This window comes from Streptomyces sp. NPDC017943 (genome assembly GCF_044328425.1).
GTDB classification, from domain to species: Bacteria; Actinomycetota; Actinomycetes; order Streptomycetales; family Streptomycetaceae; genus Streptomyces; species Streptomyces djakartensis_A.
Window position 1 is genome coordinate 266714 of sequence record NZ_JBIRHH010000009.1, and the last position, 20499, is coordinate 287212.

Genomic DNA, 20499 nt, shown 5'->3' on the forward strand with positions numbered 1-20499 from the left:
TTGTCGAGGCTCGACAAAACCCCCTCGTGTTCTTCGTCCCTGTCCCCACGGGCGGCCGTGCCCGTACCCAAGAGAGAGTGTGAGAGTGCTCGTACTCGTCGCTCCCGGCCAGGGCGCCCAGACGCCCGGCTTCCTGACTGAATGGCTCGACTTCCCCGGTGTCCGCGGTGCCCTCGAGGCCTGGTCGGACGCCGCGGGCCTCGACCTGATCCGTTACGGCACCGAGGCCGACGCGGAGGAGATCCGCGACACCGCGGTGGCGCAGCCGCTGCTGGTGGCCGCCGGACTGGCGTCCGCGTCCCTGCTGTTCGAGGACCCGGCGGACCTGCCCCGCAAGGTCGGCGCCATCGCCGGGCACAGCGTGGGCGAGATCACCGCGGCCTCGCTCGCCGGGGTGCTCCCGCACGAGGAGGCGCTCCGCCTGGTCCGCACCCGCGGTTTGGCCATGGCCGAGGCGGCCGCCGTCACCGAGACCGGCATGGCCGCGCTGCTCGGCGGCGACCCGGACGTGACGCTCCCGCACCTGGAGAAGCTGGGCCTGACGCCGGCGAACATCAACGGCGCGGGCCAGATCGTCGCGGCCGGCACCCTGGAGCAGCTCGCGGCGCTGGCGGAGGACAAGCCGGAGGGCGTGCGCAAGGTCGTGGCGCTGAAGGTCGCCGGCGCGTTCCACACGCACCACATGGCCCCCGCGGTCGACGCGCTGGCGAAGGCCGCCGAGGCCCTGACGCCGGCCGCCCCCGCGCTCGCCTACGTCTCCAACAAGGACGGGCGGACCGTCGCCGCCGGCACCGAGGTGCTGGAGCGTCTGGTCGGCCAGGTCGCCAACCCGGTCCGCTGGGACCTGTGCATGGAGACCTTCAAGGAGCTCGGCGTCACGGCGCTGATCGAGGTGTGCCCCGGTGGCACGCTGACCGGCCTGGCCAAGCGCGCCCTGCCCGGTGTGAAGACCCTGGCGCTCAAGACGCCCGCCGACCTGGACGCTGCTCGCGAGCTCATCGCAGAGCACGCCTGACAAGGAGCCCGGAGCATGGCGAAGATCAAGCCCAGCAAAGGCGCCCCGTACGCGCGGATCCTCGGCGTCGGCGGGTACCGGCCGACGCGGGTCGTGCCGAACGAGGTGATCCTGGAGACGATCGAGTCCTCCGACGAGTGGATCCGCTCGCGCTCCGGCATCGAGACGCGGCACTGGGCCTCCGACGAGGAGACCGTCGCGCAGATGTCGATCGAGGCGTCCGGCAAGGCCATCGCGGACGCCGGCATCTCCGTCGAGCAGATCGGCGGTGTGATCGTCTCGACGGTCTCGCACTTCAAGCAGACCCCGGCCGTCGCCACCGAGATCGCCGACAAGCTCGGCACGGACAAGGCCGCCGCCTTCGACATCTCGGCGGGCTGCGCGGGCTTCGGCTACGGCCTCACCCTCGCCAAGGGCATGATCGTCGAGGGCTCGGCGGAGTACGTCCTGGTGATCGGGGTCGAGCGGCTGAGCGACCTGACCGACCTGGAGGACCGCGCGACGGCCTTCCTGTTCGGCGACGGCGCGGGCGCGGTCGTGGTGGGCCCCTCCGAGGAGCCGGCGATCGGCCCGAGCGTGTGGGGCTCCGAGGGCGACAAGTCCGAGACCATCAAGCAGACCGTGCCGTGGACGGACTACCGCGACGGGACGGTCGAGAAGTTCCCCGCGATCACCCAGGAAGGCCAGGCGGTGTTCCGCTGGGCCGTGTTCGAGATGGCGAAGGTCGCCCAGCAGGCGCTGGACGCGGCCGGGATCACCGTGGACGACCTGGACGTCTTCATCCCGCACCAGGCCAACGTGCGGATCATCGACTCGATGGTGAAGACCCTGAAACTGCCGGAGCACGTCACGGTCGCCCGTGACATCCGCACCACCGGCAACACCTCGGCCGCCTCGATCCCGCTCGCGATGGAGCGGCTCCTGGCGACCGGCGAGGCGAAGAGCGGCGACACCGCGCTCGTCATCGGCTTCGGGGCGGGTCTCGTCTACGCAGCGACTGTCGTTACCCTCCCCTAGGCACTCCGTGCCGGATCATGCGGTCCGGCACGGTGCGTACCACCTGCCACACCCTCTGGATATCTACGAAGGAGCGCCAACATGGCCGCCACTCAGGAAGAGATCGTCGCCGGTCTCGCCGAGATCGTGAACGAGATCGCCGGCATCCCGGTTGAGGACGTCCAGCTGGACAAGTCCTTCACCGACGACCTGGACGTCGACTCGCTGTCCATGGTCGAGGTCGTCGTCGCCGCCGAAGAGCGCTTCGACGTCAAGATCCCGGACGAGGACGTCAAGAACCTCAAGACGGTCGGCGACGCGACCGACTACATCCTCAAGCACCAGGGCTGATCGACCGATCAGGCCCCTGGGCCGACTGCCCCGCCACCCGGCGGTGGCGCCGCTTAATCCTCGGATCCGTTGGAGAAAGAATTCCCGTGAGCTCGACCAATCGCACCGTGGTCGTCACCGGTATCGGCGCAACCACACCGCTGGGTGGCGACGCAGCCTCTACCTGGGAGGGCCTGGTCGCCGGCAAGTCCGGCGTCAAGCCCCTGGAGCAGGAGTGGGCGGCCGACCAGGCCGTCAAGATCGCGGCCACCGTGGCCGTGGAGCCGACCGAGGTCATCCCGCGGCCGCAGGCCCGCCGGCTGGACCGCTCCGCGCAGTTCGCGCTGGTCGCGGCCCAGGAGGCGTGGAAGGACGCGGGCTTCGAGGCCAAGGCCGGCGAGGACCCGAACGTCGACCCCGACCGGCTCGGCGCGGTCATCGCCTCCGGCATCGGCGGCGTGACGACCCTGCTCGACCAGTACGACGTGTTGAAGGAGAAGGGCGTCCGCCGCGTCTCCCCGCACACCGTGCCCATGCTGATGCCCAACGGCCCCTCGGCCAACGTGGGCCTGGCCGTGGGCGCCCGGGCGGGCGTGCACACGCCGGTCTCGGCCTGCGCCTCCGGCGCCGAGGCCATCGGCTACGCCATCGAGATGATCCGCACCGGCCGCGCCGACGTCGTCGTCGCGGGTGGCACGGAGGCGGCGATCCACCCGCTGCCCATCGCCGCGTTCGGCAACATGATGGCGATGTCCAAGAACAACGACGACCCGCAGGGCGCCTCGCGCCCCTACGACGTCGCCCGGGACGGTTTCGTCCTCGGTGAGGGCGCCGGTGTCGTGGTCCTGGAGTCCGCCGAGCACGCCGCCAAGCGCGGGGCCCGGGTGTACGCCGAGGCGGTCGGCCAGGGCATCTCGGCCGACGCGCACGACATCGTGCAGCCGGAGCCGGAGGGGCGGGGCATCTCGCACGCCCTGCAGAACCTGCTGGAGCGCACCGACCTGGACCCGGCGGAGGTCGTGCACGTCAACGCGCACGCGACGTCGACGCCGGCCGGTGACATCGCCGAGCTGAAGGCGCTGCGCAAGGTGTTCGGCGACGACGCCGACCACATCGCCGTCTCCGCGACGAAGTCGATGACCGGGCACCTGCTCGGTGGCGCGGGTGGCGTCGAGACGGTGGCGACGGTGCTCGCGCTGTACCACCGGGTGGCTCCGCCGACGATCAACGTGGAGAACCTCGACCCGGAGGCCGAGGCGCACGCCGACGTCGTCCGGGGTGAGGCGCGGAAGCTGCCCGTCGAAGGCCGTATCGCCGCGCTGAACGACTCGTTCGGCTTCGGTGGGCACAACGTGGTGCTGGCGTTCCGGACGGTCTGATCCCTGAGCGCTTCAATGGCCCGGACCCTGAGAAGGGTTCGGGCCATTCGCCGTTCTGTGTCGCGTTGGGTGCGGGGCTGTGGGGGCTGGTCGCGCGGTTCCCCGCGCCCCTAGAAGAATGGCGTCACACCACCTGGTGGAGCCAGCGGACCGGGGCGCCCTCGCCCGCGTAGCGGAAGGATTCCAACTCGTCGTCCCAGGGCTTGCCGAGCAGCTTGTCGAGCTCGGCCTCCAGGTCCGTCTCGCCCTGCCGGCTGCGCTGGAGGGCCGCTCTGAGCCGGTCCTCGGGGATCAGGATGTCGCCGTGGATGCCGGTGACGGCGTGGAAGATGCCCAGCTCTGGGGTGCAGCTGTAGCGCTCGCCCTCGGCGGTGGGGCAGGGCTCGGCGGTGACCTCGAAGCGCAGGAGGTGCCAGCCGCGCAGCGCGGAGGCGAGCTTGGAGGCGGTGCCGGCCTGGCCCTGCCAGGAGAACTCCGAGCGCCAGGTGCCGGGGGCCGCGGGCTGCCGGATCCAGTCGAGGTTGACGCGCGTGCCGAGCACCCCGGCGATGGCCCACTCGACGTGCGGGCACAGCGCGCGCGGCGCGGAGTGCACGTACAGAACTCCACGTGTCGTCACCGGAACCTCCGGGCAGAGCGGGACATCTTGCTGACGGGCGGAACGGCTGTGACCGGGCGGGTCACGTTGATGGCGAGGCTACCGTGCGTCGGCGCAAGGAGTGTGACGTACGGTCGGTCCGGGGGCCGGGAAACTCCCGCCATTCACCCAGGGGGACGCTTGTACGGGTGGGAGGCGTTGCACCTGACGGGCCGGGAACCCTCGTGCGTTGTCATGGGTGGGGGCAGGAACCGCTCGGCGAGGGGATGGAGCAGGGATGGGGATGCGAGGCCACCGCGCGCGGGGTGTGCTGGCCGTGGCCGTGGCCGCCGTGGTCGGTGTCGCCGGGTGTGACGCCGTGGGGGGCGATGCCGCCGCGCCGTCCGGCAGCGCCCGGCCGTCCCCGAAGCCCACGCCGGTGTGGGACCGCAGCCCGCGGTCCGTGGCGGCCGTCGGGGACTCCATCACCCGGGGGTTCGACGCGTGCGACGTGCTGTCGGACTGCCCGGAGGCGTCCTGGGCGACCGGCAGCAGCACCGAGGTCGACTCGCTCGCCGTGCGGTTGCTGGGGCGCACCGGTGCGGCCCGGCGGAGCTGGAACTACGCCGTGACGGGCGCGCGGATGGCCGACCTGCCCGGTCAGATGGCCCGGGCGGTGCGGCGCAAGCCCCAGTTGGTGACGGTGATGGTCGGGGCGAACGACGCCTGCCGGTCCACGCCGTCGGCGATGACCCCGGTCTCCGCCTTCCGCGCCGACTTCGAGGACGCGCTGCGCGGTCTGCGCAAGGCCCTGCCGAAGGCGCAGGTGTTCGTGGCGAGCGTGCCCGACCTGAAGCGGCTGTGGTCCGAGGGCCGCACCAGCCCGGTGGGCAGGCAGGTGTGGAAGCTGGGCATCTGCCCGTCGATGCTGGGTGACGCGGACCGCCTGGACGCGCAGGCGCGGGTGCGGCGCGACACGGTGCAGGAGCGGGTCGAGGACTACAACAAGGTGCTGGCGGAGGTCTGCGCCGAGGACGAGCGGTGCCGCCACGACGGGGGCGCGGTGTACGACTACCGCTTCGGCACGGCCCAGTTGAGCCGCTGGGACTACTTCCACCCGAGTGTGAACGGGCAGGCGCGGCTCGCGGAGATCGCCTACCGCGCCGTCACGGCGAAACGCCCCTGACGCCGGCTCTCGCGCCTTCCCGCGACCGTGCCGTGGCCGGGCACCCGCCCCGGTCCGGGGGTCAGGTCCCGGACCGGGGCTGCCGGGTGGGGAACTCGTCCCGTATCAGACGGTAATCCCCGCCATGACCCCGCGGCCGGTGATCGGGCGCCCGGCCCGGATCCCGTACGAACCCTTCACAACCCGGGCCCGGCGGCCGCGGGCCGGTCACCGTGCGGTGCGGACCGCCGCCGGACCCCCGGCTGCGCCCCATGGCGTGGACCACGTGGGTCGGGCGATACTGCGGCCGTCCGTACCCCCACCGCGACGGAAGGCCCGAACCCCCTTGACCTCCCTACGTGTTCGCCTCGGCGTCCTCGGCCTCGCCCTGATGACCGGCCTCACCGTTCCCGCCGGTGCGAGCGCCGCCGGGTCGGCCCCCTCCCCCACCGTCGAGGAGCAGCGGCTCGACCGGGCGGCTCCGCAGGAGATCCTGCGCCGCTCCGGCTTCGACACCGCCGCCCCGCGACTGGCCCGGGCGCTGGGGGCGGCCGGCTCCTACGCGCAGGCCCGGCAGGCCGTCACCCGTGCGGGTACGGAGCTGTGGCGGCGGGCCGTGGACCGGGCCCAGGGGCGCGGTCCGGCCGGCGGGGACCTGAGCCGGGACGACGACCGGCCGCTGTACTGGGCGCGGCTCGGCATGACGCGTGAGGTGCGCACCTGGCAGCCGGACTTCGCGCTGTCCGAGAGCCGGCGCGCCGCGCTGCTGGACGGGCTGGAGCGCACCTCGCGCGGCCAGACGTCCGTCCGGTACCCGCGGGGCAAGGGGCTGAAGCGGATCCTGCTGACCGGCTTCGACCCGTTCACGCTGGACCGGGACATCCGCATCTCCAACCCCTCGGGCGCCACCGCCCTCGCGCTGGACGGCACGGTCGTCGAGACGGCCGACGGACCGGCCCGGGTCGAGACGGCGGTGTTCCCGGTGCGCTGGCGGGACTTCGCCGAGGGCACGGTGGAGCGGGCGCTGCGGCCCCACCTGCCGGAGGTCGACCTGTTCACGACCGTGAGCCAGGGCCGCGTGGGGCGGTTCGACGTCGAGCGGACCAACGGCGCCTGGCGCGGCGGCTTCGGGGACAACGAGAACGTCGGCCGCACCGGGACCGTGCCCGTGAGCGACCCGGCCTCGCAGCCGCAGTGGACGACGACGACCCTGCCGTACGCGGCGATCGTCGCCGCGGACACCGGCCGGTTCCCGGTGTACGACAACACGAGCGTCACGGAGATCCCGGCGGGCGGCACCGACCCCGTCGTCCGCCCGGACGGGCCCACGCCGGGCTCGACCGCCCGCGCGGGCGGTGGCGGGGACTACCTCTCCAACGAGATCGCCTACCGGGCGACGCTGCTGCGGGACCGGCTGGGGCTGCACGACCGGCTGCCGGGCGGGCACGTGCACACTCCGGTGCTGCAGTTCGGCGCCGGGAACACCACCGAGGTCACCGACCCGGACTTCGTGCGGAACCGGCTGGACATCATCGCCCAGGTGCGGAGGATCCTGACGGTGGCCGCGGAGAACTCGTGACGGCGGCGCCGTCCTTGCCGCCGCCCTCGGTGATCTCCTCGCCCAGCAGGTCACGCGCCATGAGGGTGGCGCCGGCGACGGCGCCCGGCATCAGGAACACGGCGACGAAGGGCACCAGGAAGGAGACGGCCAGGGGCGTGCCGAAGCCCCACACCAGCGTCTTGCGGTCGCGCAGGAGCCGCAGCCGGGCGCGCAGTTCGACGCCGCGGCGCTGGAGGGCGACGGCGGTCAGTTCCTCGGTGAGGAAGAACCCGGTGACGAAGAACCCGATCACCGGGACGGCCGTCTGCCCGACGACCGGGATGAATCCGCACGCGAACAGCAGCACGCCCCACAGGGCGGCCCGTACGACGATCCGCAGGCTGTCCCGGGCGGAGATCCACAGCTCCCGCCAGAACGGCAGCCCCGATGCAGGCGCGTGCCCGTCCGGGGAGACGTCGCGGTCGACCTTCTCGGAGAGGTTCTCGTAGAAGGGCTGGCCGATCAGCAGGGTCACGGCGGTGAACGTCACGACGGCGAGGAGCAGGGCGAGGGCGAACAGCACACCGGTGAGCAGGCCGCGGAAGAGGCCGCGCCAGGGGCTCGACCAGTCGTCGGCGAAGGGCGTCGCCCAGCCCACCGCGTCCTCGCCCCACACCCCGAGCGCGACCAGCACCGCCGCGTACAGGACGAGGGTGATCAGGCCCGGGAGCAGCCCGAAGCCGTACTGCCTGCCGTGCCCGGCCACCCATCGCTGGCCCTTGAGCAAGTACCGGAAACCCGTCCCCAGATCGCGCATGGGTCGACCCTATCCGGGCCGGTGTCGCGCTCTTGACGCGCTCCGGTCACACCGGTGTCACGGGCGCCGGGGCCGGCGTTGCCCGCCCGGCCGTTGAGTCGAACCCGTGCGCCTCGCCGTACCGATCGGCGGGAGCCCCGGGTGAGGTTCGCGTGCGCACCACGGGACACGGCGGTTCCCCGAGGAGGGCGGATGACGCGGGAGATCCACGGCACGGTGGCCGAAGGCTTCGAGAGGGTCCGCGAGGTGTTCGCCGCGTTCGCGGCCGGTGAGCGGGACGACTACGAGGGGCAGGTGTGCGCCTACGTGCACGGCCGGAAGGTCGTCGACCTGTGGGCGGGGACCGACGCGGACGCCCTCTACGGCGTCTCCTCGTCCACGAAGGGCGCGGCCCACCTGGTCGTGGCCCTCCTGGTGCAGGACGGCACGCTCGACCTCGACCGCAGGGTGACGTACTACTGGCCGGAGTTCGCGGCCGAGGGCAAGGGCGCGCTGACCCTGCGCGATCTGCCGGCGCACCGGGCGGGGGTGGTCGGCACGGACACCGGTTTCACCCTGTCCGAGCTGGCCGACGACCGTCAGCTCGCCGAACGCCTCGCCGACCAGCGGCCGTTCTGGCACCCGGGGTCCGCCTTCGGTCACCACGTCCTGGTGGGGGGTGCCCTGGTGGGCGAGGTGGTCCGCCGCGCGACGGGCCGTACGCTCCAGGACGTCTACCGGGAGCGGGTCCGCACCCCGTACGGCCTGGACCTCCACCTCGGGTTGCCCGCGTCCGAAGAGCCCCGCTTCCGCACCGCCCTGCCGGTGGCCCCGACGCCCCGGCAGCAGGCCCTGCTGGACGCCATGCCCACCGGCCCGCACACCCTGGCCTCGATCGCCCTCAACCGCCACGTCGCCGAACCGGCCGAGCCGGCCGCGCTGGCGAACGCGCCGCTGATCCGCGCCCGGGGTCCGGCCTCGGTGGGCGGGGTGGCGTCCGCGCGGGGCCTGGCCAGGATGTACGCGGCGGCGATCAGCGAGGTGGACGGGCGGGCGCCGCTGCTGAAGCCCGACACGGTGGCGGAGTTCGGGCAGGTCCACTCGGCCGGCCACGACCTGGTGACCCGGGCCCACGCGTCGTTCGGGCTCGGTTTCGAGACCACCGCTGACACGTGGCACCCGTTCCTCGGCGCCGGGACGATCGGGCACAGCGGCGAGGGCGGCTCCCAGGCGTTCGCGGACCCGTGGAGCGGGCTGGCGTACGGCTACACGCGCCGCCGGGCCGCCTTCCCGGGCGGGGCCGCCCCGGAGAACGACCGCCTGGTGCGGGCCGTGCACCGGGCGGCGCTGGGGCGGTGAACCGCGGACGCGGGCGGAGGCCGCACCCCACGTCCAAGGGTGCGGCCTCCGGCTGTGCAACGACCGTTCTCACACGAGCGTCACGGTGATGTTCCCGCGCGTCGCCTTCGAGTAGGGGCACACCTCGTGCGCCTTCTCGATCAGCGCCCGCGCGGTGCCCCGGTCGGCCTTGGGGATGTCGGCCGAGATCTCGACGATGATCCCGAACCCGTCCCCGTTCCTGCCCAGGCCGACCTTCGCGGTGACGGTCGCACCGGTGAGGTCGGCGCCCTCCTGGCGGGCGACCACACCGAGCGCGCCCTGGAAGCAGGCGCTGTAGCCGGCGGCGAACAGCTGCTCCGGGTTGGTCCCGGTGCCGCTGCCGCCCATCTCCTTCGGCGGGTTGACGACGACGTCGAGCTTGCCGTCGTCGGTGGCCACCCGGCCGTCGCGCCCGTTCTCGGCGGTGGCGACGGCGGTGTAGAGGACGTCGGACTGCTGGATCGGCATGCGGTTGTGTTCCTTCGGTGGTCCGCCGCGGCTCGCGCCCGGGCCGGGACGGATTCGGAAACAAGTTACCGCATGCCGGAATTCAGGCGGAAGACGTCAGAGCTTGACGATCATCTTCCCGGTGTTCTCGCCGCGCAGCACGCCCAGGAACGCGTCGAGGTTGTTCTCGATGCCCTCGACGACGGTCTCCCGGTACTTCAGCTCGCCGGAGGCGACCCAGGGGGCGACCTCCTGCACGAACTGCGGCTGGAGGTCGTAGTGGTCCCCGACCAGGAAGCCCTCGATGCGGCCGCGGGTCTGGATGAGGCGCGCGAGGTTGCGCGGGCCCGGGGCGGGCTCGGTGTTGTTGTAGACGGAGATCATGCCGCAGACGGCGATCCGGCCACCCTGGTTGAGCGAGCCGATCGCCGCCTCCAGGTGGTCGCCGCCGACGTTGTCGAAGTAGACGTCGATCCCGTCGGGGGCGGCGGCGCGCAGCTGCTCGCTCACCGGCCCGTCCTTGTAGTTGAAGGCGGCGTCGAAGCCGTACTCCTCGACCAGGAGCTTCACCTTCTCGGCGGACCCGGCGGAGCCGATGACCCGCGAGGCGCCCTTCAGCTTGGCGATCTGCCCGACCTGGCCGCCCACGGCACCGGCGGCGCCGGAGACGAAGACGGCGTCGCCCTCCTTGAAGGCGGCCGTGCGCAGCAGGCCCGCGTAGGCGGTGAGACCGGTCATGCCCAGCACGCCCAGGTACGTCGAGAGCGGGGCGGCGTCGGCGTCCACCTTCACGGCGTTCTTGCCGGCGACGACGGCGTACTCGCGCCAGCCGAAGAAGTGCAGCACGTGGTCGCCGACGGACAGGCCCTCGGCGTTGGAGGCCACGACCTCGCCGACGGCGCCGCCCTGCATGACCTTGCCGAGCTCGAACGGGGCGACGTACGACTTCGCCGCGCTCATCCGGCCGCGCATGTACGGGTCCACGGAGAGGTACGTGTTCCGGACGAGGACCTGGCCCTCACCGGGCTGCGGTACCTCCGCCTCGACCAGGGCGAAGTCCTCCGGCTTCGGCCAGCCGACGGGCCGGCTCAGCAGGTGCCACTCGCGGCTGACGGACGGGAGGGTGGGGGTGTCGGTCATGGTGCGCCAGTCCTCACATGCGGGAAGCGAACATTTCAGTACCTGAAACAACCATGCTCCTGAATATTTCAGGTTGTCAAACAACCGGGTACCCTGATCGGCATGGCCTCCCCCACATCGACCACCAGGAATCCGGCCGGCCGGCCCGACCCGCTGACCCTCGAGGTCGTCGAGCTGATCGGTGAGGTGGTGGCGCGCTTCCACGAGGACTACGAGTCCGCGGCGGCGGAGCATGCCCTGACGGGCGCGCAGGCGAGGCTGCTGAGCCTGCTGTGCCTGGAGCCGCTGCCGATGCGGCGGCTGGCGCAGCGGCTGAAGTGCGAGCCGTCCAACGTCACCGGCATCGTGGACCGGCTCGAGGCGCGCGGCCTTGTGGAGCGGCGGCCGGCCCCGGCGGACCGCCGGGTGAAGGTCGCCGCCGCGACGCCGGAGGGCCGGCGCGTGGCCAGGAGCCTGCGCGAGTCCCTGCGGTTCGCCCGCGAGCCCCTGGCGGGACTCTCCGAGGACGAGCGGGTGGCGTTGCGGAACGCGCTGCGGGTGATGCTGGGCTGAACCCGGGGCGACCCGGGGCCCGGGGGCAGGCCCTGGGGCGGGCCTGCACGCCCTGGCGGCTTGAGGGGCTCGGCGCGTGACGGGTGGTGGCACCCGGAGGGCTCGGCGCTTGGCCGGTTGAGGCTCCAGCGAGGCTCGGCCGAGCCGGCCAGTGGGCGCCGACGGGTTCGGGCGGTCGGAGTCCGCCGGCCGGTGAACGGCTCGGGCGATCCGGGTCCGCCGGACGGCCGATCGGCTGGGCGAGGGGGCCTGCGGCGGCCTGGGGCTCGGGTCGAGCGCGCTTCGGTCAGCCGACAGGCTCCCTAGGGGACCGGTCGGGGGCGGCCGAAGGGCCCGGGCGAGCTGGCTCTAGGCGCGAAGGGCTCGGGCCGGGCGCGCTGCCGCCAGGCGACAGGCTCGCCAGGGGACCGGCCGAAGGGCTCAGGCGAGGCGGGCCGGGTCGCATGGGGCTCGGGCTGAGCATGCTTCCGCCGGGCGACCGGCTTCCTAGGAGACCCGGCCGAGGATGCCGCCGTGAGCGGTGGGTTCTATGTGCACCACCACAGGAACCGCTTGCACGGCTCCGACGGGGAGGGTTCCGGTTGTTCGGGGGCCTTGGTGGTCGGGCCGGACGACGGGGTCGGTGCCGGGGCGGGCGGGGCCGCCGTCGCACCGGACTCGGGGCTGCTGGGGGCGGTTCCCGCCGGACCCGCCTGGGCCTCCTTCGACGGCTCCCCGCTCGGGGACTTCGACGCCTTGTCCTCGGCGGACGCCGAGGGTGACGCGGAGCCGGACGGGTCCGGCGAGGCGGAGGCCGACGCCTTCGCGGATCCGGCCGCGGTGTCCGGACGGCCCGGTCTCGCCTCCCCGGCTTCCGCCGACGCGCCGCCGTCCGCCGACGCCCCGCCGGCGGTCGCCGGTCTCGGTGTCGAGTCCTGGGCGTCCATGCCGAGTTCGGCGAGGCTCAGCCCGCCCGCAGCGAGCAGGAAGCCCGCGACGACGAACAGGGTCCGGCGCCGCCGTCGCCGGTGCGCGGCGGCCTTCCGGTCCCGGCGGCTGGCACCGCCCGGGCCGTCCGCGTCGGGTCCGGCTCCGCGTCCACGCCGCCGGGCGGCCCGGCCGGAGGGGGTGCGGGCGCCCTCGTCGTCACGATCGCCGTCGCCGTCGCCGGCCTCGTCGTCGTGGTCGGCGTCGTGGTCGTCGTGCCCGTCGGCCCGGCCGTCGTCGGCGGGGTCGTGGAGGGCGGGGTCGTCTGCCGCCTCGACCTCTGCCAAGTGGCCCTGCGCGCCCGCGCCCTGGGCCGGGGCGAGGGCGTACGCCGCGGCGGGCTGCGCAGCGGGGCGCCGCAGCACTTGGGCCGAGGCGCCGCATCCAGGGCAGGCCAGCGCGCCGTTGAGGTGCCGTCGGCACGGGTCGCAGTAGTCCATGACGCCGGAAGATTAAGTTCCGTGCTGGTCCCGTTCCTAGATCCAGTTGTGAAGGTTCTGCACGGACACCCCCTGCCCCGGGTTTCGAAACTGCCGAAACCGTTATGTGCGCGACCCATTGACACCCCTGCCGCGCCGTCCTTACTGTCACGCCAGCATTTCGAACGCATGCCGAAATATCGAACAACTCGGCACCCGGGCGAAACTGACGGAAACCGATCCGACGAAGCAGCGAGGGACAACCGCCGTGCGCATCACCGGAATCAGCACACACGTGGTCGGGACGCCGTGGCGCAACCTGACCTACGTCCAGGTGCACACCGACGAAGGGCTCACCGGAGTCGGCGAGACCCGGATGCTGGGACACACCGACGCCCTCCTCGGCTACCTGAGGGAGGCGGAGGCCAACCACATCCTGGGCTCCGACCCCTTCGCGGTCGAGGACCTCGTCAAGCGCATGAAGTACGGCGACTACGGCCGTGCGGGCGAGATCGTGATGTCCGGCATCGCGGTGATCGAGATGGCCTGCTGGGACATCAAGGGCAAGGCGCTGGGCGTCCCCGTCTGGCAGCTGCTGGGCGGCAAGGTCACCGACAAGGTGAAGGCGTACGCCAACGGCTGGTACACCACCGAGCGGACCCCGGAGGCCTACCACAAGGCCGCCCAGGGCGTCATGGAGCGCGGCTACCGGGCGCTGAAGATCGACCCCTTCGGCACCGGCCACTTCGAGCTGGACCACAAGGAGACGCTGTACGCCGTCTCGCTGATCGAGGCCGTGCGGGACGCCATCGGCCCCGAGGCCGAGCTGATGCTGGAGATGCACGGCCGCTTCTCCCCCGCCACGGCCGTGCGCCTGGCCAGGGAGCTGGCGCCGTTCAACCCGGCGTGGCTGGAGGAGCCGGTGCCGCCGGAGAACCTCAAGGCGCTGGAGAAGGTGGCCGCCAAGGTCGACATGCCGGTCGCCACCGGCGAGCGCATCCACGACCGGATCGAGTTCCGGGAGCTGTTCGAGAGCCAGGCCGTCGACATCATCCAGCCGGACGTCGGCCACATCGGTGGAATCTGGGAGACCCGGAAGCTGGCCGCGACGGCGGAGACCCACTACATGCTGGTGGCCCCGCACAACGTGGGCGGCCCGGTGCTGACCGCCGCCTCCCTCCAGGTCGGGTTCACCTCCCCGAACTTCAAGATCCTGGAGCACTTCAACGACTTCGCCGACGCGGAGATCAAGAAGGTGGTCAAGGGCGCCCCGCAGGTGGACCCGGAGGACGGCTGCTTCCACCTCTCCCACGCCCCGGGCCTGGGCGTGGAACTGGACGTGGACGCCGCCGCGGAGTTCCCGCAGCAGCAGGCGCGCTTCGACCTCTGGGCGGAGGGCTGGGAGCAGCGCAAGCCCAAGGGCACCCAGTGACCGTCGCCCGGCCCGCGGCGGTCCACAGCCGGCCCCCGACCCCCTCGACGACCGGAGGAGCCAGGTGAGCACCGAGGTAGTGATCGACGCCCCGGGCGAGCACCGCCTCGTCCCGCACGAGCCGCGGCGGCCCGCGGCCGGTGAGGCCCTGGTGCGCGTCCACGCCTCGGGGATCTGCGGCAGTGACCGCGAGGTCTACCAGGGCAACCGCCCCGAGGGCTATGTGCGCTATCCGCTGACCCCGGGCCACGAGTGGTCCGGGACGGTGGAGGCCGTGGGCGCGGGCGTCCCCGCCTCCCTCGTCGGCCGCAAGGTCGTCGGGGAGGGGTTCCGCAACTGCCAGGTCTGCGACCGCTGCCACGCCGGGGAGACGACGCTCTGCTCGGCCGGCTACGAGGAGACCGGGTTCACGCAGCCGGGCGCGATGGCGGCGACCCTGACCCTCCCGGCCCGTCTGCTGCACGTCCTGCCGGACGACTGCGACCTCACGGCCGCGGCCCTGCTGGAGCCGGCGGCGTGCATCGCGGCGGCCGCGCTCAAGGCGAACGCGCGGCCCGGCGAGCGCGTGGCGGTGGTCGGCACCGGCACGCTCGGCATGTTCGCCGTGCAGTTCCTCAGGGCGGCCTCGCCCGGGGAGCTGCTGGTCGTCGGCACCCGCCGGGACCGGGAGGCGCTGTCGCGGCGGTACGGGGCGACGGACTTCCGCACCAAGGACGAGGACCTGCCGGGCGACGTCGACGTGGTGATCGAGACGGCCGGGTCCGCGGACGCCGCCCGGATCTCCGCCGGTCTGCTACGGCGCGGCGGGCGGCTGGTCCTGACCGGCATCCCGGCGTCCGGGGCCGAGGGGCTCGACCCGACCGACCTCGTCGTGCGGCAGCTGGAGGTGCACACCGTCTTCGGTGCGCCGCCGGACGCCTGGGCGCACACGGTGCGGGTGTTCGCCGCGGGGTTGCTCGACCCGCTGCCGCTGGTGACGCACGAGTTGCCGCTCGCCGAGTTCCCGCAGGCCATCGAACTGGTCGGGGCCGGCGACCCGAAGGTGGGCAAGGTGCTGCTCCGCCCGTAGCCGTACGCCGGTACGGGGGCGACCTGACGGTCTCCGTACCGGCGTGCACCGGCCGCGCGGCCGGGACCCGCCCCGGCCCTCCCGGGCGGCACCGCACCCGGAGCCGGTGTGCCGCATCCGGTGCCTCTGCGCCACATCCGGCGCCGGTGCGCCGTACCCAGAGCCGCGAACCTCGTCCGACATATCGAACCAGAAGGACTTTCCTGTGATCGACGCTTCCGCCCCGGCCGTCCGCAGCCCCGGTGAGCCGGCGCTCACCGCGCTGGGCCTGAACGCGCCCGCCCCGGACCCCGCCGACGCCTCACCGCACGCCTTTCCCGGCGGCGGCCGGTGGCGCACCGAGATCCCCTCGTGCGAGGGGCCGGAGGCGCTGGCGGTGGTGCTGAAGGAGGCCTCCCGGCTGGACGTGCCGATCCACCGGATCAGCCAGGGCAGCGGCGTGTGGATGCTGACCGACGCCGAGATCACCGAGATGGTCGAGGCCACGGCCGAACGCGACATCGAGCTCTGCCTGTTCACCGGCCCGCGCGGCACCTGGGACATCGGCGGGTCCACACGCACCGACTCGCGCGGCGCCGGGCTGCGCGCCCGCGGCCACGACGCCGTCGCCGGCTGCGTCGAGGACGCGGTGCGGGCCACGGAGCTGGGCGTGAAGTGCCTGCTCGTCGCCGACGAGGGCGTGCTGTGGACGCTGCACCGGGCGCGGGCCGCGGGAATCATCCCGGCCGACACGACCCTGAAGGTGAGCGCGCTGATCGGTCCCGTCAACCCGGCCGCGTACGCGGTCTACGAGCGGCTCGGGGCCGACTCGGTCAACGTGCCCAGCGACCTGACGCTCGATCACCTCACCGAGATCCGGCGGGTGTCGGGCGCTCCGATGGACATGTACATCGAGGCCCCTGACGACCTCGGCGGCTACGTCCGCATGTACGAGGTGGCCGAACTCATCAGGCGGGGCGCCCCCTTGTACCTGAAGTTCGGGCTGTCCAAGGCCCCCGGGATCTACCCGTACGGGCACCACGTGCGGGAGCTGACGCTGGCCACGGCCAAGGAACGCGTGCGGCGCGGCCGGCTCGCCCTGGACCTTCTGGCCCGGCACGGCGCCGGCGGGGACATGGCGCCGCTCGGCTCCCGACTGCCCGGCGCACTGCAACGGTTCGAAATCTCGTCATAACGTTCCGGAAACTCACCTTACAAAAGACGACACAGCCGACCACAATCCCACACAAGTTTTCTCGGTCTTTCCGGCACGACCACTCCGGAGCGACTTCGCGCCTCCCGGACCGAGCCCTGCACACAGATCAAGGATGATGATCATGCGTAACCGCAGAGCCGCTCTCGCCGCCATGGCCACCGCCGCGTCCCTCGCCCTGACCCTGTCCGCCTGCGGCCAGGACAGCGAGGGCGGCAGCAAGCAGGGCGAAGGGGACGCCAAGGGCGCCACCATCGGCATCGCGATGCCGACCAAGTCCTCCGAGCGCTGGATCGCCGACGGCAACAACGTCGTCAAGGACCTGGAGTCCAAGGGCTACAAGACCAAGCTGGTCTTCGGCGAGGACGACCCCGACCAGCAGGTCTCCCAGGTCGAGAACCTGATCACGCAGGGCGTCAAGGCGCTGATCGTCGCGGCCATCGACAACAAGTCGATGAACAACGTCCTCCAGCAGGCCAAGGACGCGAACATCCCGGTCATCTCCTACGACCGCCTGATCCTCGGCACGCAGAACGTCGACTACTACGCCTCCTTCGACAACGAGAAGGTCGGCGAGCTCCAGGGCAACTACATCGTCGAGAAGCTTGGCCTGAAGGACGGCAGCAAGAAGGGCCCGTTCAACATCGAGCTCTTCGCCGGCTCGAACGACGACAACAACACACGCTACTTCTTCGGCGGCGCGATGAAGGTCCTCCAGCCCTACATCGACAAGAAGCAGCTCGTCGTCCGCTCCGGCCAGACCAAGCTCAACCAGGTCACCACCCTGCGCTGGGACGGCGGCACCGCCCAGAAGCGCATGGACGACATCCTCACCTCGGCCTACAAGAGCGAGCGCGTCGACGCGGTCCTGTCCCCCTACGACGGCATCTCCATCGGCATCCTGTCGGCCCTGAAGTCGGACGACTACGGCTCCAAGAGCAAGCCGCTGCCGGTCGTCACGGGCCAGGACGCCGAGGTCGCCTCCGTGAAGTCGATCATCGCGGGCCAGCAGTCGATGACCGTCTACAAGGACACCCGCGAGCTCGCCAAGGTGTCCTCGAACATGGTCGACGCGCTGCTGAACGACAAGAAGCCCGAGGTCAACGACACCAAGACCTACGACAACGGTGCCAAGGTCGTCCCGGCCTACCTGCTGGAGCCGGTCGCCGTCGACAAGGGCAACTACCAGAAGGAGGTCGTCGACTCCGGCTACATCAAGGAGAGCGACCTCAAGTAGTCCCCGCCACCCACCGACGATTCACCACTGATTGGAAGGCACGACCATGGCGGGACCCGTCCTGGAAATGCGCTCGATCGTCAAGACCTTTCCCGGCGTCAAGGCGCTGTCGGACGTCACGCTGACCGTCCGGCAGGGCGAGGTCCACGCCATCTGCGGGGAGAACGGCGCCGGCAAGTCGACCCTGATGAAGGTCCTGTCCGGCGTCCACCCGCACGGGACCTACGAGGGCGACATCCTCTTCGAGGAAGAGGTCTGCCGGTTCAAGGACATCCGGGCCAGCGAGGAACGCGGCATCGTGATCATCCACCAGGAACTGGCCCTGGTGCCCTACCTCTCCCTCGCGGAGAACATCTTCCTCGGCAACGAGCACGCCACCCGCGGGATCATCAGCTGGACCGAGACCCTGCGGCACGCCACCGAACTGCTGCGCAGGGTGGGCCTGTCGGACCACCCGGACACCCGGGTCGCCGACATCGGCGTGGGCAAGCAGCAGCTCGTGGAGATCGCCAAGGCCCTGTCGAAGAAGGTGAAGCTGCTCATCCTCGACGAGCCGACCGCGGCCCTGAACGACGAGGACAGCGGCAAACTCCTGGACCTCATCCTGGAGTTGAAGAAGCAGGGCATCACCTCGATCATCATCTCCCACAAGCTCAACGAGATCCGCAAGGTCGCCGACTCGGTGACGATCCTGCGCGACGGCCGGACCATCGAGACACTCGACGTGAAGGCGCCGGAGACCACCGAGGACCGCATCATCAGCGGGATGGTCGGCCGCGACCTGGAGAACCGCTTCCCGGAGCGGTCGCCGCACGAGCCCGAGGAGGGCGCGGCGCCGGCCCTGGAGATCCGGGGCTGGACCGTGCACCACCCGATCGACCAGCAGCGCAAGGTGTGCGACGACGTGTCGCTGCACGTGCGGCGCGGGGAGATCGTCGGCATCGCGGGCCTGATGGGCGCCGGCCGCACCGAACTCGCGATGAGCGTCTTCGGGCGGACCTACGGCCGGTACGCGGCCGGCACGGTCCTCAAGGACGGCACGGAGATCCGCACGAAGACCGTCCCGGAGGCGGTCAAGCACGGCATCGCGTACGTCACCGAGGACCGCAAGCACTACGGCCTCAACCTCATCGACACCATCAACCGGAACATCTCGCTGAGCGCCCTGGGCAAGGTCGCCAAGCGGGGTGTGGTCGACGAGCACGAGGAGCGGCAGGTCGCCGAGGGCTTCCGCACCTCCATGAACATCAAGGCGCCGACGGTGTTCGAGCCGGTGGGCAAGCTGTCCGGCGGCAACCAGCAGAAGGTCGTCCTCAGCAAGTGGATCTTCTCGGGTCCGGACGTGCTGATCCTGGACGAGCCGACGCGCGGTATCGACGTCGGCGCCAAGTACGAGATCTACACGGTCATCGACCAGCTGGCCGCCCAGGGCAAGGCGGTCGTCTTCATCTCCTCCGAGCTGCCCGAACTGCTCGGCATGTGCGACCGCATCTACACGATGGCCGCGGGGCGGCTGACGGGTGAGTTCTCGCGGGCCGAGGCCTCCCAGGAATCGCTGATGCGTCAGATGACGAAGGACAAAGAGGTAACCCGATGAGCACGGACGTGACCGCCAAGAGCCCGGCCCCCGCGCCGCCGGGCCGCGAAGGGGCCGCGGGCGACGGCCTGGTGCAGCTGGTGCTGGACGGCATGCGCCGCAACATGCGGCAGTACGGCATGCTGATCGCGCTCGGCCTGATCGTGGTGCTGTTCGCCGTGTGGACGGACGGCGACCTGCTGCTGCCGCGCAACGTCTCCAACCTGGTGCTGCAGAACAGCTACATCCTGATCCTGGCCATCGGCATGATGCTGGTCATCATCGCGGGCCACATCGACCTGTCCGTCGGCTCGCTGACGGCGTTCGTCGGCTCGATGGCCGCCGTCTTCATGGTCAAACAGGACCTGCCGTGGCCGCTCGCCGTGGTGCTGTGCCTGGCCGTGGGCGCGGTCGCGGGCGCCGTGCAGGGCTTCTTCATCGCCTACGGCGGCATACCGTCGTTCATCGTGACCCTGGCGGGCATGCTGATCTTCCGCGGCCTGACGGAGATCTTCCTGGAGGGCCAGACGCTCGGCCCATTCCCGGACGGCCTGCAGAAGGTCGCCAACGGCTTCCTGCCCGAAGTCGGCCCGGACACCAACTACCACAACCTGACCCTGCTGCTGGGCCTCGCGATGATCGCCTTCGTGGTCTTCCAGGAGGTCCGCGACCGCAGGCGGCAGCAGGAGTTCGCACTGGACGTCCCGCTGGCCAAGCTGTTCCTGCTGAAGCTGGTCGCGATCGGCGCCGCCATCCTCACCCTGACCATGCTGCTGGCCAGCTACAAGGGCGCCCCGATCGTGCTGCTGATCCTCGGGGTGCTGCTCGTCGGCTTCGGCTACGTCATGCGCAACGCGATCATCGGCCGCCACATCTACGCCATCGGCGGCAACCTCCCCGCGGCCAAGCTGTCGGGTGTGAAGGACAAGAAGGTCACCTTCCTGGTCTTCCTGAACATGGGCATGCTCGCGGCCCTGGCGGGTCTGGTCTTCGCCGCCCGCTTCAACGCGGCCTCTCCCAAGGCCGGCCTCAACTTCGAGCTGGAGGCGATCGCCGCCTCGTTCATCGGCGGCGCGTCGATGAGCGGCGGTGTCGGCACCGTCCTCGGCGCGATCATCGGCGGCCTGGTCCTGGGCGTGCTGAACAACGGCATGAACCTCGTCGGCATCGGCACCGACTGGCAGCAGGTCATCAAGGGCCTGGTGCTCCTCGCCGCGGTCGGGTTCGACGTGTGGAACAAGCGCAAGGTCGGTTCGTAGGTCAGATCGGGGCCCCGCCGCACGGCGGGGCC

Annotated in this window: 19 protein-coding genes; 14 read left to right on the forward strand and 5 right to left on the reverse strand. The window is 71.7% G+C overall.

The window, feature by feature from the left end; translation table 11 throughout:
- The first annotated feature begins 85 nt into the window (after positions 1-85).
- The 4 genes from ACH4C6_RS28055 (at position 86) to fabF (ending at position 3720) form a co-directional block, all read left to right on the forward strand.
- Positions 86-1015, forward strand: a complete 930-nt coding sequence (locus ACH4C6_RS28055; protein ID WP_398111388.1) for an ACP S-malonyltransferase — start codon at positions 86-88, stop codon at positions 1013-1015.
- Between the two features lie 15 nt (positions 1016-1030).
- Positions 1031-2032, forward strand: a complete 1002-nt coding sequence (locus ACH4C6_RS28060; protein WP_398111389.1) for a ketoacyl-ACP synthase III — start codon at positions 1031-1033, stop codon at positions 2030-2032.
- 81 nt (positions 2033-2113) lie between these two features.
- Positions 2114-2362: an acyl carrier protein gene (locus tag ACH4C6_RS28065; RefSeq protein ID WP_003989952.1), complete on the forward strand. Its 249-nt coding sequence runs from the start codon at positions 2114-2116 to the stop codon at positions 2360-2362.
- Positions 2363-2448: 86 nt separating this feature from the next.
- Positions 2449-3720 carry a beta-ketoacyl-ACP synthase II gene (fabF, locus tag ACH4C6_RS28070; RefSeq protein ID WP_398111390.1) on the forward strand — a complete coding sequence of 424 codons (1272 nt, stop codon included), beginning with the start codon at positions 2449-2451 and terminating at the stop codon, positions 3718-3720.
- 124 nt (positions 3721-3844) lie between these two features.
- Here fabF and ACH4C6_RS28075 read toward each other — a convergent pair whose 3' ends face one another.
- Positions 3845-4339, reverse strand: a complete 495-nt coding sequence (locus ACH4C6_RS28075) for a DUF3145 domain-containing protein (protein WP_398111391.1) — start codon at positions 4337-4339, stop codon at positions 3845-3847.
- A 256-nt stretch (positions 4340-4595) separates the two neighbouring features.
- On the opposite strand from ACH4C6_RS28075, the gene ACH4C6_RS28080 reads away from it, so the two are divergent.
- Positions 4596-5483 carry an SGNH/GDSL hydrolase family protein gene (locus tag ACH4C6_RS28080; protein WP_398111392.1) on the forward strand — a complete coding sequence of 296 codons (888 nt, stop codon included), beginning with the start codon at positions 4596-4598 and terminating at the stop codon, positions 5481-5483.
- 325 nt (positions 5484-5808) lie between these two features.
- Positions 5809-7041, forward strand: a complete 1233-nt coding sequence (locus tag ACH4C6_RS28085; RefSeq protein WP_398111393.1) for a pyroglutamyl peptidase — start codon at positions 5809-5811, stop codon at positions 7039-7041.
- Here ACH4C6_RS28085 and ACH4C6_RS28090 read toward each other — a convergent pair.
- Positions 6992-7819 (reverse strand): EI24 domain-containing protein, encoded by an 828-nt coding sequence (locus tag ACH4C6_RS28090; protein WP_398111394.1) that lies wholly within the window; start codon positions 7817-7819, stop codon positions 6992-6994. The two genes, ACH4C6_RS28085 and ACH4C6_RS28090, sit on opposite strands and share 50 nt — an antisense overlap.
- Positions 7820-8011: 192 nt before the next feature.
- Between ACH4C6_RS28090 and ACH4C6_RS28095 the strand changes: the two genes are divergently transcribed.
- Positions 8012-9157 (forward strand): serine hydrolase domain-containing protein, encoded by a 1146-nt coding sequence (locus tag ACH4C6_RS28095; protein WP_398111395.1) that lies wholly within the window; start codon positions 8012-8014, stop codon positions 9155-9157.
- Between the two features lie 69 nt (positions 9158-9226).
- On the opposite strand, the gene ACH4C6_RS28100 is transcribed toward ACH4C6_RS28095, so the two are convergent.
- Positions 9227-9646 carry an organic hydroperoxide resistance protein gene (locus ACH4C6_RS28100; protein ID WP_398111396.1) on the reverse strand — a complete coding sequence of 140 codons (420 nt, stop codon included), beginning with the start codon at positions 9644-9646 and terminating at the stop codon, positions 9227-9229.
- A gap of 96 nt (positions 9647-9742) precedes the next feature.
- Positions 9743-10765, reverse strand: coding sequence for an NADP-dependent oxidoreductase (locus tag ACH4C6_RS28105; RefSeq protein WP_398111397.1), 1023 nt, complete (start codon positions 10763-10765; stop codon positions 9743-9745).
- 102 nt (positions 10766-10867) lie between these two features.
- Here ACH4C6_RS28105 and ACH4C6_RS28110 point away from each other — a divergent pair, with 102 nt between their 5' ends.
- The gene (locus ACH4C6_RS28110) at positions 10868-11317 is read left to right on the forward strand and encodes a MarR family winged helix-turn-helix transcriptional regulator (RefSeq protein WP_398111398.1); all 450 of its coding nucleotides are present in this window, start codon (positions 10868-10870) and stop codon (positions 11315-11317) included.
- A 527-nt stretch (positions 11318-11844) separates the two neighbouring features.
- Here ACH4C6_RS28110 and ACH4C6_RS28115 read toward each other — a convergent pair.
- Positions 11845-12723, reverse strand: coding sequence for a hypothetical protein (locus ACH4C6_RS28115; protein ID WP_398111399.1), 879 nt, complete (start codon positions 12721-12723; stop codon positions 11845-11847).
- Positions 12724-12970: 247 nt separating this feature from the next.
- Between ACH4C6_RS28115 and ACH4C6_RS28120 the strand changes: the two genes are divergently transcribed.
- The 6 genes from ACH4C6_RS28120 (at position 12971) to mmsB (ending at position 20467) form a co-directional block, all read left to right on the forward strand.
- Positions 12971-14134, forward strand: a complete 1164-nt coding sequence (locus tag ACH4C6_RS28120) for a mandelate racemase/muconate lactonizing enzyme family protein (protein ID WP_398111400.1) — start codon at positions 12971-12973, stop codon at positions 14132-14134.
- A 64-nt stretch (positions 14135-14198) separates the two neighbouring features.
- Positions 14199-15203 carry a zinc-binding dehydrogenase gene (locus ACH4C6_RS28125; protein WP_398111401.1) on the forward strand — a complete coding sequence of 335 codons (1005 nt, stop codon included), beginning with the start codon at positions 14199-14201 and terminating at the stop codon, positions 15201-15203.
- Between the two features lie 205 nt (positions 15204-15408).
- Entirely contained in the window at positions 15409-16377 is a 969-nt protein-coding gene (locus ACH4C6_RS28130; protein ID WP_398111402.1) for a hypothetical protein, read from the forward strand.
- A gap of 142 nt (positions 16378-16519) precedes the next feature.
- On the forward strand, positions 16520-17632 hold the full coding sequence (chvE, locus tag ACH4C6_RS28135) for a multiple monosaccharide ABC transporter substrate-binding protein (RefSeq protein ID WP_398111403.1): 1113 nt from the start codon (positions 16520-16522) through the stop codon (positions 17630-17632).
- A 46-nt stretch (positions 17633-17678) separates the two neighbouring features.
- Positions 17679-19229: a multiple monosaccharide ABC transporter ATP-binding protein gene (gene mmsA, locus ACH4C6_RS28140; protein WP_398111404.1), complete on the forward strand. Its 1551-nt coding sequence runs from the start codon at positions 17679-17681 to the stop codon at positions 19227-19229.
- Positions 19226-20467, forward strand: coding sequence for a multiple monosaccharide ABC transporter permease (mmsB, locus tag ACH4C6_RS28145; protein WP_398111405.1), 1242 nt, complete (start codon positions 19226-19228; stop codon positions 20465-20467). Before mmsA ends, mmsB begins: the two co-directional genes overlap by 4 nt.
- Positions 20468-20499: the final 32 nt, after the last annotated feature.

Excerpts from the sequence above, each read along its gene's own strand:
- ACH4C6_RS28060 (WP_398111389.1), top strand. The coding sequence starts at position 1,031 with ATGGCGAAGATCAAGCCCAGCAAAGGCGCCCCGTACGCGCGGATCCTC.
- ACH4C6_RS28065 (WP_003989952.1), top strand. The coding sequence starts at position 2,114 with ATGGCCGCCACTCAGGAAGAGATCGTCGCCGGTCTCGCCGAGATCGTG.
- ACH4C6_RS28080 (WP_398111392.1), top strand. The coding sequence starts at position 4,596 with ATGGGGATGCGAGGCCACCGCGCGCGGGGTGTGCTGGCCGTGGCCGTG.
- ACH4C6_RS28090 (WP_398111394.1), bottom strand. The coding sequence starts at position 7,819 with ATGCGCGATCTGGGGACGGGTTTCCGGTACTTGCTCAAGGGCCAGCGA.
- ACH4C6_RS28095 (WP_398111395.1), top strand. The coding sequence starts at position 8,012 with ATGACGCGGGAGATCCACGGCACGGTGGCCGAAGGCTTCGAGAGGGTC.
- ACH4C6_RS28100 (WP_398111396.1), bottom strand. The coding sequence starts at position 9,646 with ATGCCGATCCAGCAGTCCGACGTCCTCTACACCGCCGTCGCCACCGCC.
- ACH4C6_RS28105 (WP_398111397.1), bottom strand. The coding sequence starts at position 10,765 with ATGACCGACACCCCCACCCTCCCGTCCGTCAGCCGCGAGTGGCACCTG.
- ACH4C6_RS28110 (WP_398111398.1), top strand. The coding sequence starts at position 10,868 with ATGGCCTCCCCCACATCGACCACCAGGAATCCGGCCGGCCGGCCCGAC.
- ACH4C6_RS28115 (WP_398111399.1), bottom strand. The coding sequence starts at position 12,723 with ATGGACTACTGCGACCCGTGCCGACGGCACCTCAACGGCGCGCTGGCC.
- chvE (WP_398111403.1), top strand. The coding sequence starts at position 16,520 with ATGCGTAACCGCAGAGCCGCTCTCGCCGCCATGGCCACCGCCGCGTCC.
- mmsA (WP_398111404.1), top strand. The coding sequence starts at position 17,679 with ATGGCGGGACCCGTCCTGGAAATGCGCTCGATCGTCAAGACCTTTCCC.
- mmsB (WP_398111405.1), top strand. The coding sequence starts at position 19,226 with ATGAGCACGGACGTGACCGCCAAGAGCCCGGCCCCCGCGCCGCCGGGC.